10 protein-coding genes and 8 pseudogenes are annotated in these 18,261 nt (G+C 39.9%); 4 read left to right on the top strand and 14 right to left on the bottom strand.

Annotated elements, in window-relative coordinates:
- Both nrdB and yfaE read left to right on the top strand, forming a co-directional pair.
- Window positions 1-1,137, top strand: a complete 1,137-nt coding sequence (gene nrdB / locus AC01GB_RS17330) for a class Ia ribonucleoside-diphosphate reductase subunit beta (RefSeq protein ID WP_474452845.1) — start codon at window positions 1-3, stop codon at window positions 1,135-1,137.
- Window positions 1,138-1,142: 5 nt separating this feature from the next.
- Window positions 1,143-1,415 (top strand): class I ribonucleotide reductase maintenance protein YfaE, encoded by a 273-nt coding sequence (yfaE, locus tag AC01GB_RS17335; protein ID WP_474452846.1) that lies wholly within the window; start codon window positions 1,143-1,145, stop codon window positions 1,413-1,415.
- 301 nt (window positions 1,416-1,716) lie between these two features.
- On the opposite strand, the gene AC01GB_RS17340 is transcribed toward yfaE, so the two are convergent.
- Window positions 1,717-2,091, bottom strand: a complete 375-nt coding sequence (locus AC01GB_RS17340) for a class I SAM-dependent methyltransferase (protein ID WP_474452847.1) — start codon at window positions 2,089-2,091, stop codon at window positions 1,717-1,719.
- 273 nt (window positions 2,092-2,364) lie between these two features.
- Here AC01GB_RS17340 and tyrP point away from each other — a divergent pair, with 273 nt between their 5' ends.
- Window positions 2,365-3,519 (top strand): tyrosine transporter TyrP, encoded by a 1,155-nt coding sequence (gene tyrP, locus AC01GB_RS17345; protein ID WP_474452848.1) that lies wholly within the window; start codon window positions 2,365-2,367, stop codon window positions 3,517-3,519.
- A gap of 61 nt (window positions 3,520-3,580) precedes the next feature.
- Here the strand turns inward: tyrP and AC01GB_RS17350 are convergent, their stop codons facing one another.
- Complete coding sequence (locus AC01GB_RS17350) at window positions 3,581-4,123, bottom strand: YfaZ family outer membrane protein (protein ID WP_474452849.1); 543 nt, start codon at window positions 4,121-4,123, stop codon at window positions 3,581-3,583.
- 268 nt (window positions 4,124-4,391) lie between these two features.
- Here AC01GB_RS17350 and AC01GB_RS17355 point away from each other — a divergent pair.
- Window positions 4,392-5,233 (top strand): annotated as a pseudogene (locus AC01GB_RS17355) (catalase); the annotation flags it as partial.
- A gap of 40 nt (window positions 5,234-5,273) precedes the next feature.
- Here the strand turns inward: AC01GB_RS17355 and AC01GB_RS17360 are convergent.
- From AC01GB_RS17360 to nuoJ, 12 genes and pseudogenes are all read right to left on the bottom strand, one after another.
- Window positions 5,274-5,546: a hypothetical protein gene (locus AC01GB_RS17360; RefSeq protein ID WP_474452850.1), complete on the bottom strand. Its 273-nt coding sequence runs from the start codon at window positions 5,544-5,546 to the stop codon at window positions 5,274-5,276.
- A 30-nt stretch (window positions 5,547-5,576) separates the two neighbouring features.
- Window positions 5,577-6,699, bottom strand: a pseudogene (locus AC01GB_RS17365) (AMP-binding protein).
- Window positions 6,696-7,616: pseudogene (menC, locus tag AC01GB_RS17370) on the bottom strand (o-succinylbenzoate synthase). Before menC ends, AC01GB_RS17365 begins: the two co-directional pseudogenes overlap by 4 nt.
- A gap of 37 nt (window positions 7,617-7,653) precedes the next feature.
- Window positions 7,654-8,425, bottom strand: a pseudogene (gene menB / locus AC01GB_RS17375) (1,4-dihydroxy-2-naphthoyl-CoA synthase).
- A 74-nt stretch (window positions 8,426-8,499) separates the two neighbouring features.
- A pseudogene (gene menH / locus AC01GB_RS17380) lies at window positions 8,500-9,181 on the bottom strand (2-succinyl-6-hydroxy-2,4-cyclohexadiene-1-carboxylate synthase).
- 92 nt (window positions 9,182-9,273) lie between these two features.
- Window positions 9,274-10,935, bottom strand: a pseudogene (menD, locus tag AC01GB_RS17385) (2-succinyl-5-enolpyruvyl-6-hydroxy-3-cyclohexene-1-carboxylic-acid synthase).
- Window positions 10,936-11,051: 116 nt separating this feature from the next.
- A pseudogene (locus AC01GB_RS17390) lies at window positions 11,052-12,116 on the bottom strand (isochorismate synthase).
- A 458-nt stretch (window positions 12,117-12,574) separates the two neighbouring features.
- Window positions 12,575-14,029 (bottom strand): NADH-quinone oxidoreductase subunit NuoN, encoded by a 1,455-nt coding sequence (gene nuoN / locus AC01GB_RS17395; RefSeq protein ID WP_474452851.1) that lies wholly within the window; start codon window positions 14,027-14,029, stop codon window positions 12,575-12,577.
- 6 nt (window positions 14,030-14,035) lie between these two features.
- The gene (gene nuoM, locus AC01GB_RS17400; RefSeq protein WP_474452852.1) at window positions 14,036-15,556 is read right to left on the bottom strand and encodes an NADH-quinone oxidoreductase subunit M; all 1,521 of its coding nucleotides are present in this window, start codon (window positions 15,554-15,556) and stop codon (window positions 14,036-14,038) included.
- 18 nt (window positions 15,557-15,574) lie between these two features.
- Window positions 15,575-17,423, bottom strand: a pseudogene (gene nuoL, locus AC01GB_RS17405) (NADH-quinone oxidoreductase subunit L).
- Entirely contained in the window at window positions 17,420-17,722 is a 303-nt protein-coding gene (gene nuoK / locus AC01GB_RS17410; protein ID WP_474452853.1) for an NADH-quinone oxidoreductase subunit NuoK, read from the bottom strand. Before nuoK ends, nuoL begins: the two are co-directional and overlap by 4 nt.
- Entirely contained in the window at window positions 17,719-18,252 is a 534-nt protein-coding gene (gene nuoJ / locus AC01GB_RS17415; protein WP_474452854.1) for an NADH-quinone oxidoreductase subunit J, read from the bottom strand. The genes nuoK and nuoJ overlap by 4 nt, the downstream gene beginning before the upstream one ends.
- Window positions 18,253-18,261 lie beyond the last annotated feature (9 nt).

Here is an 18,261-nt window from a genome sequence, read left to right on the forward strand (position 1 = left end):
ATGGAATACCAATATACAACATTTTCGCAAACCAAAAACGATCAATTGCAAGAACCGATGTTCTTTGGACAGCCTGTCAACGTTGCCCGTTATGATCAGCAAAAATATCCTATTTTCGAGCAGCTAATTGAAAAACAACTCTCTTTTTTCTGGCGCCCAGAAGAAATTGATGTTTCTCGTGATCGTATTGATTATCAAGCGCTACCTGAATATGAAAAACACATTTTTATCAGTAACTTAAAATATCAAACACTATTAGATTCTATTCAAGGACGTAGCCCTAACGTGGCACTACTGCCCCTTATTTCAATTCCTGAACTTGAAACGTGGATAGAAACCTGGTCATTTTCAGAAACTATTCATTCGCGCTCTTATACTCATATTATTCGTAATATTGTTAATGACCCATCAATTATTTTTGACGATATCGTAACTAATGACGAAATTTTAAAGCGGGCAAAAGATATTTCTACTTATTATGACGATTTAATTGAGATGACCAGCTATTACCATATGTTAGGTGAGGGCAATCATACAATTAATGGCAAAAATGTCATTATTTCTTTACACGATTTGAAAACGCAGCTCTATTTATGTTTGATGAGCATTAATGCATTAGAAGCTATTCGTTTTTATGTCAGCTTCGCTTGCTCATTTGCCTTTGCTGAACGTGAATTGATGGAAGGAAACGCTAAAATTATTAAATTGATTGCCCGTGATGAAGCTTTGCATCTCACCGGCACCCAACATATGTTAAACCTGATGCGTTATGGTCAAGATGATCCTGAAATGGCCATCATTGCCAAAGAGTGTGAAGAAGCGTGTTACAAATTGTTTGTACAAGCCGCCGAACAGGAAAAGGAGTGGGCAGAATATCTCTTCTCGAATGGTTTTATGATCGGTCTTAATAAAGATATTTTATGTCAATACATCGAATATATTACCAATATTCGCATGCAAGCGGTTGGATTAAAATTACCCTTCAAAACGCGTTCTAATCCAATCCCATGGATCAACGCCTGGCTAGTTTCTGATAACGTTCAGGTGGCCCCACAGGAAGTAGAAGTGAGCTCTTACTTGGTAGGGCAAATTGATGCTCAGGTCGATACCGATGAATTGGGCAACTTTGAATTATAACCGTTATGGCAAGCTATAAAATTACCCTGCGCAACGCGCAGGGCATACTGATCCCTTTTCATCCCGAACAACATACTAGTCTACTTGATGCTCTGGAACAGAGTAAAATTCAAATTGAATTTCAATGTCGGGAAGGCTTTTGTGGTGCCTGCCGGGTTCGTCTGCGAAAAGGAAAAGTGGCATATCGTCATAAACCAATAGCTTTCATTGATAAAGATGAGATATTAGCCTGTAGTTGCCGGCCTATCACCGATATTGATATTGATATCAACCAATAACACCAGCGGGCGCAAACAGTAAGACTATTTACGCTTTTTCAGCAACCACCAGCAACATCATCGGGCGTCGCAGCTCATCTCTCATCCCATCAATTTTATCTAACAAATAATCAGCCGGCTGAGGCTCAATGAGTCGCTCAATAGAAAATCCAGCTGTTAATAAACTGGTTAAATATAGTTGTTAAGGTTTTATGATACTTAGTCACTTTGTGACCGAGAAATTCTGCCTGACACGCACTTTCGTTAAAATAGTTATCAACTGGCCTTTCTCAGTTAAACAAGCGTAGATTTTATGGCATACTTAAGCAAAATCAGCGATATAATGTAATGCTAGCGAACTGACAACCAGATCAAAGCTAGCATTAGCAAACTGAATATCCTCTATCGCTTGTTGCCGATATTCAATGATATCAGGAAAGCGATTTTTTTCTTTTGCTACCTTTAACATTTTCTGCGAAATATCTGTACCAATCACTTTTATCGCGCCATGCTCTGCTGCATATAAACAATGCCAACCGTAACCACAGCCCAAGTCTAATACTAATTTACCTTGAAAATTAGGTAATAAACTTTGTAATGCTGGCCATTCACCAACGGCATTTAATCCATCAACAGAACGAGGAAACTGGCTATAGGCAATAAAAAAATCATCCTGATCGTAAATATTCTCTTTCATAACTAAATTCCAAGGATTGGTATATAACTAGCTTAACTATCACTCTCTAATCGAATTTTTATATTATGCCTGATTATCATTCAATTAACTACTGTTCAAACTGATAATGTAAACATAAAATTCCATAAAATGTAATATTAATTTGACACGTAATAATCAATCATTTACTCTGCCCCCATATTAAATTTAGCGCTATAAGGCTCAGAATTACTTGTGAAAAATCTCACACTGGGTAGTATTTTAATTGTTGCTGGCACAACAATCGGTGCCGGTATGTTGGCAATGCCACTTGCCGCATCAGGCGTTGGTTTTCCCATGATTGCTCTTATGCTAATTGGGTTATGGGCTTTAATGAGTTATACCGCGCTATTATTGGTCGAAGTATATCAATACAACCCCGCACATTTAGGTTTAGGCTTTATTGCTAAACGTTATCTTGGTTTACCTGGAAGAGCGATAACCAGTTTAAGCATGCTACTACTGATGTATGCATTAGCGACCGCTTATATCGGTGGTGCAGGGGTTTTGATCACTAATAGCCTTTTATCTTGGACAGGTATAAATATTAGCATCAATTCTGCAATTATTTTATTCACCATCATTGGCGGTACGATTGTCTGTATTGGCACTCATTCAGTCGATTTGATAAATCGCATTTTGTTTATCGCAAAAATTGTTTTTCTGCTCATCATGCTAATCGTCATGATGCCCCACGTGGAAAATATTAATCTTACCGCTATGCCAGTAGAAAAAGGATTAGTCTTATCAGCGATCCCAGTCATTTTTACTTCATTTGGCTTTCACGGTAGTATTCCAAGCCTGGTAAGCTATATGGATGGTAATATCAATAAATTACGCAAAATTTTTATTATTGGTAGTGCTATCCCACTATTCGCTTATATTTTATGGCAGATAGCCACCTTAGGGGCTATCCCACAAACCAACTTTATCGGTATATTAGCCAACCAGTCGGGTTTAAACGGATTACTGAGTGCAATTAATGATATCGTCGCCACTTCACAAGTAAATATTGCTGTTAACCTATTTATGGATCTCGCGTTAGCGACCTCTTTTTTAGGTGTTACGCTGGGTTTGTTTGACTATTTGGCCGATATATTTAAACGTAAAAATACGCCATTCGGTCGCTTACAGAGTGGATTATTAACCTTCCTGCCACCACTGGTTTGCGCGCTATTTTTCAGTAGTTTTGTTCAAGCCTTAACCTATGCAGCCGTTGCTTTATCGATTTTAGCACTCATTCTGCCAACTTTGTTGGTGATGCGCGTCAGAAAAATCGAAGCAAATAAAACCAATCGTTATCAGGTTAAAGGTGGAACACCCGCATTACTAATAGTGCTAATTTGTGGTGTTGCCGTGATTTTAATTCAAATTGGTATTGTTAGTGGCATGTTACCTGCTGTTGGATAACACTTTTAACATAAAGAAAAAGTAAAGCACCATAATTCATATGGTGCGAACAATTAAGCTGCTAGAAACTGACGCCTGCACCAAGATAAAAACCATCTGCAATGATATTGTTAGGATGCTGACTCTTGCCTTGCAGTTTAATAAAACGATAACCAAAATTAATCGCTAATGGTTTCATCACTTCATATTTAATGCCCACATCCGCTTCCTGATAAGCATAATTGCCCGAAGTGAAATCACGCGGTGAGCCATAAATTTCCCCATATAAAGCCAACGATGTCATAATTTGCCACTTAGCACCAACACCAGCCGCAAAGGCAAAACCGTTATTATTATCTTGTGGTGATAAATAATAAGCTTTTCCACCAATATAAGCGCTAAACGGCCCTAAAGGTAAGCCAAAATTTGCCCCTAAGCTAACTACCTGACCATCATGATCGCTACGTGCCCAATTGCCATTTATGCCTAACCCTGCCCCTTTGCTGCCAATGCCAGCCGCTAGTTCAGTAAAATCTTTTCCTACTTGTGCACTGACAGAAGCGGCATTAGAATGACCTGAGAATAAAAAACATCCAACTGTTACCGGTAATAAAAATTTTTTCATTAAAATAGTTATCCTAAGCTACTAATTATTCTGGTTACTAAAATATCAACAATATATTTTATTTTCTTTCGAATTATTATTTTTTTATAAAAAACATTTTTTGCTCTAATATATCGCAGCAATAGGTATTTTTGATTGGCTATATGCTTTATTAGCTTAGATAATCTATTTGATATGACTTTAATAAGATTAATAAAAATTATGTAACACCTGCTAATTGTTTTTAACTACATTTTCTATCTATTTCAACTAAAACTGGAGATGAGTAATGAAGAAAAAAGAAGGTCTTACTACCGCTGCAGGCTCACCCGTCGTTGATAATAATGTTATCACCGCAGGCCCTAGAGGCCCGATGTTATTACAAGATGTTTGGTTTTTAGAAAAATTGGCTCACTTTGATCGTGAAGTTATTCCTGAACGCCGTATGCATGCCAAGGGCTCTGGGGCATTTGGTACTTTTACCGTTACCCATGATATTAGCCAATATACACGGGCAAAAATCTTCTCTGAAATAGGCAAGGAAACCAAATGGTTTATCCGTTACCGTGGCTGGTGAACGGGGAGTTGCTGATGCAGAGCGAGATATTCGTGGCTTTGCCTTAAAGTTTTACACCGAAGAAGGTAATTGGAATTTAGTGGGTAACAATACACCGGTTTTTTTATTTACGTGATCCATTAAAATTTCCTGATCTTAATCATGTGGTAAAACGTGATCCGCACACTAATTTACGTAACCCTGCTTATAAATGGGATTTTTTCTCGCATTTGCCTGAATCTCTTCATCAATTAACTATTGATATGAGTGACCGAGGTATACCTAAATCCTACCGTCATATGCACGGTTTCGGTAGTCATACCTATAGTTTTATTAATGAAAAAAATCAGCGATTCTGAATTAAATTTCATTTTTGTTGCCAACAAGGTATTGAAAATATGATGGATGACGAAACGGAACAAATTATCGCTAAAGATCGTGAAAGTTCACAACGTGATCTGTTTAATGCCATTAACAGCCAAAATTATCCACGTTGGAAATTGCAAATCCAAGTGATGCCTGAAGCCGATGCCGCTAAATTGCCTTACAACCGATTTGATTTGACCAAAGTATGGTTACTATCTATTATCGCCTTAAAGCCAGCACCAGATTATCTTAATCCACTTGCTTATCATTATGATGCTGCAAAAGCCATTGCTTTATATTGCGACGTGAAAGCTTAATGCCGGCATTATCGATTAACATGCTAGGCAATAAATAATAAGCCATAGGTCGTTGAAAGGCCGCTAATCGATGATTTAACCACTGACTTAAGCTGGTTACCAATTGTTGATTATCAGACTCAATGACCGCAACTGGACGGTGATCAAATTCTTTATCAGCTATTGGAATGACAAAACTCTGTTTAATATCAGGATGACTATTCAATATCGATTCGATATCTTCGGGTTGAATACCTTATCCGCCACTAAAAAATTGATTATCCAATCGACCTAAGATCCGCCATTCTCCACTCGCAAAAGTACCTTTATCACGGCTAGCAAACCAACCATTAACTAATGCTAAGGGTAAGATTTTACCTTGCCAGCAATAGCCTAATGCCAAACTATCAGCCTGAATATGAATTTCATTATTCACTAAGCGGAGAGACTTGCCGATTAAAGGTAAACCAACGCCTAGAGTACTATCTGCTTGTTTCGCGCAAACCGTGGAGGCTGTTTCTGTCATACCATAGCCGAGCCAACAGCGGATGCCATGCTGCTTAGCCGTAGTGACTAGTTCATGCGGGATCATCGCACCGCCTAATAACTCATTTTGTAAACTGAATTTTTGCTCAACCTCTTTTATCTTCAATAAACGCCATAATTGAGTGGGTACTAAAGAAGCGTGGCTGAATTGCTGTAATGCATGTGGTAATGAAATAGTTTGCTTTTATTGCCAATCTTGCTCCTAGATATAGCCACCGCCAAGCAATCCCCTGACCTGAGACGTGAAAAAGCGGTAAAGAAAGTAACCAACAATCCTCACGTTCAAATGGTAATAACGAAAGCACACCTTTAGCGCTATTGAGATGAGCGGTAATATTATGCACCACTGCTTTCGCCATTCCGGTTGAACCCGAAGTTAATATTAATGTTGCCGGCAGCAATGGCATAAAAGGTACCGGGCCAGTAACACCATGTTGATGATTAACCGATTTTGCTATTACTGCGCGATAGTCTAACAATTTTACCTTCGGCAAAAACAACGATTGATCAGTAAAATCAATCATATAATCAACCGACAAACTGCCAATTAATTCTACTACTGTGCTCTCTGGCAGTTGTGGATTGAGGGGTAAAATACGCGCCCCCAACTGCAGTAATACCGGCTGACATAACAGCATAGAAAAACTATTTTTTCCTCTTAGCATGACAATCATCGGCTTGAGAGCAAGCAACTGACGGTAGAGATTGTCGGCAACGCAATTAATTTTTGCTACCAATTGCCGCCAATTATATTGTCTATTCTCGGTTATCAGTGCAATGTCAGCAGGCGATTTTTCTGCCCAATAGATCCAAGGCCATTGATTAAATATCATTCATTTTGCCATATTAGTTCTAATTCATTTAATCCGATTAATGGCAATGAACTTTCAGGCCATTGACGAACCAGTTGAGTCTGAAACAAAGACAAGGTATCTAATCCGGGAACGGTTTCTGGTGTTAACCAGCTTGCTATTCTGGCTAATTGTGTTAGACCAAAACTACTGTCAAGACTTGAACTAATTACAGTATTTAATCCCAAAGCCCTGCCGTCATCAATAAGTTGCTTACAGTGATTTAAGCTACCCAGTAAGGTAGGTTTAATAACAATGGCTCTAACACCTGGCTGTTTTTCAAGTTTAAAATTAGGTTCGCGCACACTTTCATCCCAAGCAATAGCGATCCCCGTTTGTTGAGCAAACGCTAATGAGTCAAGCATGGTTTTACAAGGCTCTTCAATAAAATCAATCCTACTGCGATTGGCTGGCTTTAATATACTTGGCAAACGCGGCGGCTTGTGATTGGTTCCAGCTTCGATTAGCATCCAACCGTAAACGCAATAAAGGAACCGCATCAAGTAGCAAATTAACCACCATCCCATCCCGCACTGACTCATAAAGACCAACCTTAGCCACTTTTTCACTGCTAGCACCGTTTAATTGTAAAATAAGCGCATCCAGATCACCGGTGCAAAGGGGAGCTTTTGGATAATGGTTTATTTCAGGTAATTCAGCCAGCGCACAACTGAGCCCAAAAGCCAATGATGGAATATGGCACGTTTTAACTGTTGCACCCTGGCACCAGTTATGTAAGCCTGTTTGCAATGATTGCCTGACCATTTCCAGTGTTTCGACACTAAACTCGGGTAAAGGTGAAATTTCACCCCAACCTTGGGAGTCATTTTCCTGTAAATGAATAAGAAAACCATCACGGGTTTTTAATCGCTGTTGCTTAATACGATCCCTGCTTCCATAGGTAGACTAAATTGATATATTGCCGCCTTACGCGCATTATGGATTACGCTCAAAGCTTAAAAAATCAGGTTGCCGTTTTTCATTGAAAGCCTTTCTCCCTTCCTACCCTTCTTCGGTCATGTAAAATAACATGGTTGCATTACCGGCTAACTCTTGTAAACCGGCCTGGCCGTCACAATCCGCATTCAGCGCTCGTAGGGCCATTGGGCTATTTTTTAATATCTCACGACACCAGCCTACCGTTTCACGCTCCAATTCAGCATAAGGCACAACTTGATTTACCAATCCCATCTCTAGTGCTGACCGGGCATCATATTGACGACATAAGAACCAAATTTCGCGTGCTTTTTTTTGTCCAACGATGCATGCCATATAGGACTCTCCCCAACCGCCATCAAATGAGCCAACCTTAGGCCCCGTTTGACCAAATATGACATTGTCAGCAGCAATGGTTAAATCACACATCATATGTAATACATGCCCACCGCCAATCGCATAACCGACAACCATAGCAACAATAGGCTTTGGACAGGTCCTAATTTGCCGTTGAAAATCTAAAATATTTAAGTGGTGAATGCCATTATCATCTCGATAACCACCATAATCACCACGAATTTTCTGATCACCACCGGCACAAAAGGCTTTCCCACCCTGGCCGGTTAAAATGACAACCTATCGCATTATCTTAACGGGCGTCGGATAACGCCTGGATCATCTCTTTGACGGTTTGTGGCCGAAATGCATTACGAACATGTGGACGATTGATTGTAATTTTAGCAATCCCATCTTTGCTTTTATGATAAAGAATATCTTCAAATTGGGCTGAATAATCATGTCATTGAGCAGCAGCATAAAGTTGTTCTTCATTCAGACATTGCATATTCAATTCCTTCCGTCAGAAAATGCTAAAAAACACTCCACTGCTGTAGCATAAGCGACTGGATTACTACGATGGGGATTATGCCCAGCTCCAGGTATCCGGATAAGCGGTAACGAAAATTGTTGTGAGATAGAGCAAAATTTTTCGTCATACTCACCACAGAGGTAGCTGAAAGGGTAGTTTCGCTGTAATAATTTATTGACTAAAAAAGGTTGTTTACCTAGTGAAGTAGTTTCCAATAAATGAGCAACATATTCACCACGGTTATTGCCGCGTTCAGTAATTAATTATTGCCGTTGCTCGACAGATAAATCATCAAAAACGGCTTGCTGATACCAGTCAGATAAGACACTATCCATTGGCTCGCATCGAAAGCGTTTTGCCCAAGACTCGATCATTCTTTATACGTAGCAGGCGATCCGTTGGCTGTGTTAAACCAACATTAATCCCCTCAACAATCAAGCCTTTTAATTTAGTGGGTTGAAACTGACAGGCGTAATACATAGCAATTCTGCCACCCAACGAATAGCCAATTAGATAGTAACTATCAATTTGATTAGCCCCAATAGCTTTCTCAATTAGCCGACTTACGTGAGAAAAATCGGTTAATTGAATGTGAGGTGAACGTCCATGTCCCGGTAAGTCAATTGCAAGTGACGGACGATTAACGCATTTTTCTATAATAGGTAGCCATTCACTGCTGTTGCCAAGTAGACCATGTAACCAAACTAACCATGTTCCAGCACATTTTTCATGATATCTTCACGTATATAGCATTATAATTCCATCATCTGGTTAACAAGCTGATTGAGTATTCTCGCACCTTCATCACCGGCTACTAACAATTCGATCATCAACGCCCTGCCGCCCTGCTGCCAATAATTGCTGATGGTATCTTTCAACTGAAGCCAATTTGATGGTGAGGAGTAAGATAGTCCAAACATAGCGGCCGCATGCTTAAATTGCAGATAATGAGGCAGGCAATAAAAACGTTCTCTTTCCATCTCAGGAGTAGGTAACATAGAGAATATTTGGCCACCATTATTATTCACCACAATCAACACCATGAGCGCCACGCAAGCACTTAATAAATTTAGACTATTTAAGTCATAAAGCGCCGAAATATCGCCGATAATCCCCAATGTGGGTTTTGCATTGGCAGCTTGCACACCGGCTAGCGTAGCAATCAAACCATCAATACCACTCGCTCCACGATTGCTATAGATTGGATAACTGGTCGGTAATTGGCCGAGGGCATCAATTAATCTGACAATCAAACTATTACCAACAAAAAGTTGCCTATCTGTCGGTAACAAATGTGCAAGTTGATGAGCAATAGCGGCCTCTGAAAATTGTTGTGCAAACTGTTTACGGACCGTGCGATGAACGTTATTAACAATTTCTGTTAATGCATGTGCCCAAGGCAAACAGCTAATTGGCGGATGCGCAATTAACCAGTCAGATACGGTACTAACCAACCGACTACCACGATGATGCATCGGATCTAAACGACTGGGAATGCTATCAATAATCCAATATTCCTCTGGTTGGCATTGTGCTTGCCATTCTAATAAACGTTTACTGGTCAAACTTGAGCCAAACTGGACGACTAGCTCTACATTTTGCAGAATGTTTTTTACCTCTGTTACGGATAGCCAGAGATCAACGCATGGTAAAGGTTGCCCAGTTTGTGATAAAACATCACTAATAACTGGCCAGCCTAGCATTTCTGCCCACTGGGCAACTTTTTCTCCCTCATCAGGCCGCATTCTGCCCGCAATCACGAGACCTTTTTTTTGTCGCCAAACATGCCAATCAACCACTAATGCTAGTGAGCTGGATCTGGAACCTATCAACCAGGGTGTCGAAGATTGCCACCATCTAGCCAGTCAATTTGTGCTGAGCTGTCACCATATAAAGGTTCAGCAAATGGGCAATTGATATGCAAAGTGCCGTGAGAAAGATTATTCATCGCATTGTCAATAGTGCTCACCAACCATTGTGCATTGATAGCTTGTGTTGGGCTAGGTAATGCTAATGTTTGTGCCGGATAATCAGCAAAAATAGCCGTTTGTCGGATAGTTTGATTAGCACCACAATCAATTAACTCAGCAGGTCTTTCGACGGTTAAAAAAAATGATATTTTCACCGGTCAAGCCGGCTTCTATTAAAGCAGGATATAAGTTAGCTACTGCGGTACCAGAAGTGACAATAACCGCCACCGGTTTACTAATAACTTTAGCCAAGCCTAAAGCAACATAGCCCAACCCTCTCTCATCATAGTGAGTATGGCAAATTAATTTACTATGTGCCGCAGCTGCCAATGTCAATGGCGTAGAGCGAGAACCTGGCGCAATACAAACATGACTTAAACCATGTCTGGTTAATGCTTCCAAAATGACTTCCGCCCATTGACGGTTAAAAACACTATGCGACATATATTACTCAAAGCAGAAATAAGAAATAAAATAATAGCAATTTTAAGTAAAATTACGTGATTTTCCTTATTCCAGTTCAATAAAATGCCGCTAAAAAATTATTTTTGTTGTTAATATCAACTTTCACAACAAAATATCTTTCTATTTAGCAATGCTTGTAAACCTGCGGCCTTATTTTCAACTTCAAGCCATTCTTGCCGCGGGTCTGAATCCTTAACAATCCCGGCGCCGGCATAAAGCCGAAGATGATCATAATTGATATGCGCACAACGCAAAGAAACCACAAATTCACTTTGATTTAGTGATAAATAACCGGCACTACCTACGTACCAACCGCGGCAAATAGGCCCATTTTTCTGTAAAAAATGCTTGGCTATTTTTCTCGGTACACCGGCAACCGCAGCGGTTGGCTGTAAACGGTATAGACAGTCGCTATCGCTAGCATGATGTAAAGTGACATGGATAAGACGACGTAAATGCTGAATTTTACGTAATAAAATAATATCAGGTGGGGAAACATCAATTTTTTCACTATTATTGTGCAATCTTTGGCAAATATCCTCCACCACCAGTAAATTTTCATGTTGATTTTTATCATCATGCATTAACCAATCGGAATTGGCTTTTCTGACTATGGGGTCTGATGAATTAACTACTGTTCCATCTAATGCTTCAGTGTAAAGTTGTTGAAATTTAAGATAATAAAGTCACTCCGGGGTTGATGATAAAAAGGTATGTTGAGCGTTAAAGGACATCATAAAATGATAACATTGACCATTAACCCCTTTACTTGCCGACAGTAGAATTGCCGGATTTAACGGTTTGCTTAATTGAATATCCGTTTGACGAGCAATCACAACTTTATCCATAACCCCACTATTGATCAGTACTACTGCCTGAGTGGTTAAATCGTGCCATTTTTGATATTCAGGAAGATGTTGAATTCGCTTAATACGGCTATTAATCGGCAAGATGGGTTTAACTGATTGCAATTTGGATAAAAATTGCAGGGCATGTCGCAGATCTTGTTGATCAATAATATTGATAGCCAATATCCACTTTTTCTGACAATGACTAAACTCAATTCGTGGTAAAAACAAATAGCTATCATTACCAACAAAATCGGCATAATATTCATTATCCGGCAGTGGCTGCCAAGCGTTCAATCCCCAGATCCGCATGGTTGGTATTGCTGTTTGTTGCTGTAAAAATTGTTCAGCATCAGCAATGTTTCTAAAATATTTTACCTCACCGAGTAAAAGCGCTTCTTCATGACCATCGCGATGATACCAATAAAATTGAGGATAAAATTGCTGACTGGCTAACCAATCCAAAGCAGGAAATGTGATATCAGCAGGTAAAAGGAATGCATATTGTCGCACACTTCCAGCATCGATTTGTTGTTCAGATAAAAATTGATGAACACTTGCCAGAAACTCGGTAATATTAACCACTATTACTATCCTCTTGACTTACCATCCAATAAATCATTTTATCAAGCCAATTGGCTAACCTCGTATTTATTCTGCTATTTGTATCTTTAGCAAACCATTTGATTTGTTAGTTTTTTCACTTTTAATAACATTGAGCGTAAAAAACCCAGCGATATTAGCGCTGGGTTATTAACGTATACTGATATTTATGCCGCCAAGGCAGCAACCGCAATCTCAAACAATGGTTGTGGCCATGATCCCAATAAAATTGTAATAACAGCACACAATAGCGCAAATAAAGTTGCTAAATTAACATTTGACTGTTTGTCAGATTGATTATTTGCTACTGGCTGACGGCTATATAGACTAACCATAAAACGTAAATAATAGCATAAACCCATCGCACTACCGATAATAACGGCAGCCGTTAGCCACCACAGCTCAGCATTAATAGCGCTAATGATGAGATAAAATTTACCAATAAAACCTAAAGTAATCGGTATGCCAGCTAACGACAACATCATGATAGTCAAAATAATCGCTAGAACCGGTTGGCGCCAATATAATCCCCGATAAGCACTAATATCGTCTTTATCATCGCCACAATAAGGACTAGATAGAATACTTACCACGCCAAAAGCCCCTAAACTAGCAAATAAATAGCCAATAAAGTAGATTGACACTGTAATTTGTGCTGCAACACTATCAGTCTGTAAAGCAATTAACGGTAGTAGCAAATATCCCATATGGGCAATAGATGAGTAGCCTAACAGACGCTTAATACTCTGTTGTGAAATAGCCATCAAATTACCAAACAGCATAGAAGCAATAGCAATAACGCTGAGTACTGACAATAATGCCTTACTTTCTGCTAGGGGTGATGTCATCAGTAGACGCATTAAAACCGCAAAAATAGCAATCTTGCTGGCAGTTGCCAAAAATGTCGCAGCTGGTGCAGGCGCACCTTGATAAACATCCGGCGTCCATAATTGAAATGGGACAAAAGAGAGTTTAAAACCTATACCAACCAACATGATGCCTAAACCAACCATAAGGACTGGATAGTGAATAATATGCTCATTTAGGCTTGAACCTAATTTGGCAAAGGCTAAACTGCCTGATTCAGCATAAAGTAATGCCATACCGAACAATAAAAATGCAGAAGCGGCGGCAGATAGTAACATATATTTAATGCTAGCTTCTAATGAACGCTTCTGAGTAAAGGCATAACCAACCAAGCCAAATAATGGCAATGAAATCAATTCAATACCAATAAATAAGATTGCTAAATGATTAGCCATTGATAACAGGATCCCGCCCGTTACCGCAATACTTAGTAATAAATAAAACTCTTCTTTATTATCCGGATACCCTGCAAGCCATCGATAGGCATAAATTGCTGTGCCAATACCGGCAATCAAAATCAGTGTGCTATAGAAAAGTGAATATTTATCAACATAGATTAATGGCGTCACTTCAATCGGCAACCTATCTCCAATTAACAAGCAAGATAGCAGGGCAATAATAAAACCGGTTATTGTTAATGTGACATTGATTAAATGATGGCGTTGCCAGGCAATGGATAACATCACAATCACCACTAATAGCCCAACGATCAAAAGTGGTGACAATGCGATAAATTGTTCAAAAGTTATGGTCATGACGAATTATGGCCTTAATGTTGAAAATGAAATGGAATATAAACTGTGGAGTGATTCCATCACATTTTTTGAAGTATCTAACACCGGTTGCGGACAAAAACCTAATACCACTAATAACAGTGCTAATGTCAATAAAACCAACACCTCGCGACCATTTAAAGCAGGCAGTGCTTTTTCCGATTTTGCAGTACCATAATAAACTTTTTGCATCATCCAAAGTGCATAAATAGATGCAAATACCACACCGAATACCATAATAATGGTCACCAATTTAAATTGGCCAAAAGTACCAAATAGGATCATAAACTCACCGACAAAATTTCCGGTACCCGGCATTCCTAAGGTTGCAACCGCAAAATATAGTGATAGCGCAGGCAGCCACATGATCCGTTTCCATAATCCGCCCATCATGCGCATATCACGTGTTCCAGCGCGTTCATAAAGTTGACCACTAATAATGATCAAAGCCGCACCTGATAAGCCATTGGCTATCATCTGTAACACAGCTCCTTGGTAAGCAAGAATGGTGCCTGCATAAATGGCGACGGTAACAAACCCCATATGCGACAAACTACTATAAGCCACCAGACGTTTGATATCTGTCTGTTTAAATGCTAACCATGCACCATAAAATATACTGATCACACCTAACGTCATGGCGATAGGGGTAAATTGAATCGATGCTTCAGGAAATAGCGGTAAAGTGAAACGCAATAAACCATAAGCGGCCGTTTTCAGCATGATACCTGCAATATCAACGGAGCCGGCCGTTGGGGATTGTTCCTGCGCGTCTGCCATCCATCCATGAAAAGGTACCAAAGGCATTTTTACCGCAAAGGCAATAAAAAAACCCAGCATTAATAAATACTGTGTCAGCGCTGGCATTTTGGTATTTAACAGATCGTGATAGGCAAATGACCAATGACCCGATGATTGATAATGAATCAATGCCAATGCCACAATCGCCAGCAACATAATCAAGCCACTTGCTTGGGTATAAATAAAAAATTTAGTTGCAGCATTAACATGTGCACGTTCTTCTGAGCTTTTATGCCCCCAATTAGTAATTAGGAAATACATCGGGATCGGGATCATTTCCCAGAAGAAAAAAAACAAAAACAGATCCACCGCCATGAAAATTCCCATCACGCTGGCTAAAATCCACATCAAATGGAAGTGATAAGCACCCTGATTAGGTTGATTTTCACTCCACGAACTCAATATGGAAAAAATCCCCATAATAGCCGTTAGCACTATCATTAGTAATGATAAACCATCAATGGCTAGGGCAATATTAATACCTAATGGAGTGATCCATGGCATGAAAAAGATCGCCTGCCATTGGGGTAATGCCAACGTATCAGGCAACGAATAATTTCCCTGCAACCAAAGTAATACAGAGAGGAGCAGTGTTAACCCCATCACAAGCAGTGCCAAATAGCGTGGTGCCCATTTATTGAATCGTTCGGACAGCCAACATAAGACACCACCGATGAAGGGGAGAAATATTAGCCAAGGTAATAGCATGGCGCAATGTGTCCTTAATTAAACCAGAAGTAACAGTGCTAACATCAACACTGCCCCTAAACCCATAGAAGCCAAATACCAACGGATCTGCCCATTCTGGCTTAACGTTAAGCCTTTATTGCCCCAACGTAACATCACAGCGGGAATATTCATTAATAAATTGACAGGATCATTTGCCAATAATTGAGCAATTGCTTTAAATGGTTTTACAAAAATAAGGTTATAAAGTTGGTCAAATCCCCAAGCCTGATACCACCAAACAGTAAAAAAACGCCCTGCTGCGCTTTTAGCAATTGATTTAACAATCTTACGTTTGCCTATATAGAGGAATACCGCCAGTGCCAACCCCAATAATGCAACAATTGCTGAAATTATTTCCAGCCTAACTTTGCCCGACTCATTGATTGTTTCATTGACAGGAAATATGCCCGCTAACGGTTGAACAATCTGTGTACCAATAACCGTAGATAAAACTGCTAATACCGATAACGGCAGAGTATGACTAATACCGCCGACAGTTTGAGCTGAGGTCTGTATTTTGCCATGGAAGACAATAAAAATCATACGGAAGGTATAAAGTGCGGTCATAAATGCGCCAACTATACCAGCCCAGAGTAAAACTGTTTCTCCTTGAAGGGCTGCTCCCCATAAGATATCGTCTTTGCTATAAAAACCTGCAGTAACTAGTGGTATTGCCGCTAGCGCACCACCGCCGATTAAAAAACAACCATAAACAAAAGGTAACTTTTTACGTAAACCACCCATCTTGAATATATTTTGTTCATGGTCACAGGCAATAATCACTGAGCCAGCGGATAAAAAAGAGTAAAGCTTTAAAGAAAGCGTGGGTCATTAAATGAAAAATAGCCGCATCCCAAGCCTGAACACCTAGAGCTAAAAACATATAACCTATTTGACTCATCGTCGAATAAGCCAATACGCGCTTGATATCTGTTTGTACTAAGGCCGCAAATCCAGCCAATATTAGGGTGACTGCACCAATAATGGCCACTAAGTGCAATATTTCCGGCTCCATCAAAAATAGGCTATGCGTGCGAGCGATTAAATAAACTCCAGCAGTTACCATTGTTGCTGCATGAATAAGCGCAGATACTGGAGTTGGCCCCGCCATTGCATCGGCTAACCAGGTCTGCAAAGGCAATTGAGCAGATTTACCGACTGCGCCGCCAAGGATCATTAGCGTAGCCCAATTAATCAGCGAAGAGCCTGCACTAATTTGTTGTGGTACCAGTATGCTCAATTGATGGAAATTAAGGGTGCCAAATTGATTATAGATAATAAACATGCCAATAGCTAAAAATACATCACCAATCCGCGTGACAAAAAAAGCCTTCATGGCTGCTTTGCCATTTTCTGGATTGGTGTAATAAAAACCGATTAGCAAGTAACTACACAACCCGACGCCTTCCCAACCCAGGTACATTAGCATCATGTTATCAGCCAAAACTAAAACAACCATACTGGCAATAAACAAATTGGTATAAGCAAAAAAACGAGAATAACCTTCTTCACCACGCATATACCAAGAAGCGTATAGATGAATTAAAAAGCCGACGCCTGTCACAACTGCCAACATGGTTAACGATAAACCGTCAAGTACCAGTGTAATTGGGATATTAAAGTCGCCTACTGCTATCCAGTGCCACAATGTTTGACGATAAGCATAACCACCGTCAGCATTATTAGCGCAAAAATCAATCGCTAGCCAAAATGTTACCAGTGCTGCCAACCCTACCGAACCAACCCCGATGATAGCAGACACATTTTCCGACCAACGTCCACGAGAGAATGCGAGTAGTAGAAATCCCAATAGTGGCAGCAGAATAGGTAAATAGAGTAAATTCATCCGCGCATCTCACTAACTTCATCAATATTAAGGTTCTGGCGATGACGATGAAGTTTCAATAACAAAGCCAATCCTATACTTGCTTCCGCGGCAGCCAAGCTAATCGTTAAAATATACATGACTTGGCCACCAGCTTGTCCCCAATAACTACCCGCCACCACAAAAGCCAATGCGGCTGAGTTAATCATTATTTCTAATCCAATTAACATAAAGAGAAGATTGCGCCGGATCAGCAGACAACTTAAACCTAAAACGAATAAAATTGCCGCTAAAATTAAACCGTGTTGCAGAAGGATCATACTTGTTCCTCCACATCCGAATGACTATCCAGAGAGTTAAGCCGCTTTTCACGCCCAATATGAAATGCCACGACAAGACCCGCCAATAACAGTAAAGAAATCAGTTCAACGGCCAATACGTAAGGACCAAATAAGCTCATACCAACCTCCTTAGCACTAATCATCTGACCTTTTATCTGGCTATGTTTTATTGAAACAATGGCATAGATAATCACGCTAAGTAAAACTGCTGAAAGGATAGCTGGGCCAATCCATGCTTTTGGTTGTAGCCAGGCACGCTCCTGATCAACGACTGATTTACCTAAATTAAGCATCATGACCACAAACACAAACAGCACCATAATAGCCCCGGCATAGATGATAATCTCTAAGGCACCGGCAAAATAAGAACCAACCGAGAAGAAAACGATCGATAAAGCTAACAGAGAAACGATCAGATACAACAGCGCATGTACTGGATTGGTATGTGTTATTACCCTAAGCGTCGCCAAAATAGCCACCAATCCAGCGACATAAAATGCAAATTCCATAAACATCGC

The sequence above is a fragment of the Candidatus Arsenophonus phytopathogenicus genome (genome assembly GCF_056113345.1).

Bases quoted from the DNA above. Each gene is read 5' to 3' on its own strand.
- nuoK (WP_474452853.1), bottom strand. From the start codon at position 17,722: ATGATCCTTCTGCAACACGGTTTAATTTTAGCGGCAATTTTATTCGTT.
- nuoN (WP_474452851.1), bottom strand. From the start codon at position 14,029: ATGACCATAACTTTTGAACAATTTATCGCATTGTCACCACTTTTGATC.
- nrdB (WP_474452845.1), top strand. From the start codon at position 1: ATGGAATACCAATATACAACATTTTCGCAAACCAAAAACGATCAATTG.
- tyrP (WP_474452848.1), top strand. From the start codon at position 2,365: ATGTTGGCAATGCCACTTGCCGCATCAGGCGTTGGTTTTCCCATGATT.
- yfaE (WP_474452846.1), top strand. From the start codon at position 1,143: ATGGCAAGCTATAAAATTACCCTGCGCAACGCGCAGGGCATACTGATC.
- nuoM (WP_474452852.1), bottom strand. From the start codon at position 15,556: ATGCTATTACCTTGGCTAATATTTCTCCCCTTCATCGGTGGTGTCTTA.
- AC01GB_RS17350 (WP_474452849.1), bottom strand. From the start codon at position 4,123: ATGAAAAAATTTTTATTACCGGTAACAGTTGGATGTTTTTTATTCTCA.
- AC01GB_RS17340 (WP_474452847.1), bottom strand. From the start codon at position 2,091: ATGAAAGAGAATATTTACGATCAGGATGATTTTTTTATTGCCTATAGC.
- nuoJ (WP_474452854.1), bottom strand. From the start codon at position 18,252: ATGGAATTTGCATTTTATGTCGCTGGATTGGTGGCTATTTTGGCGACG.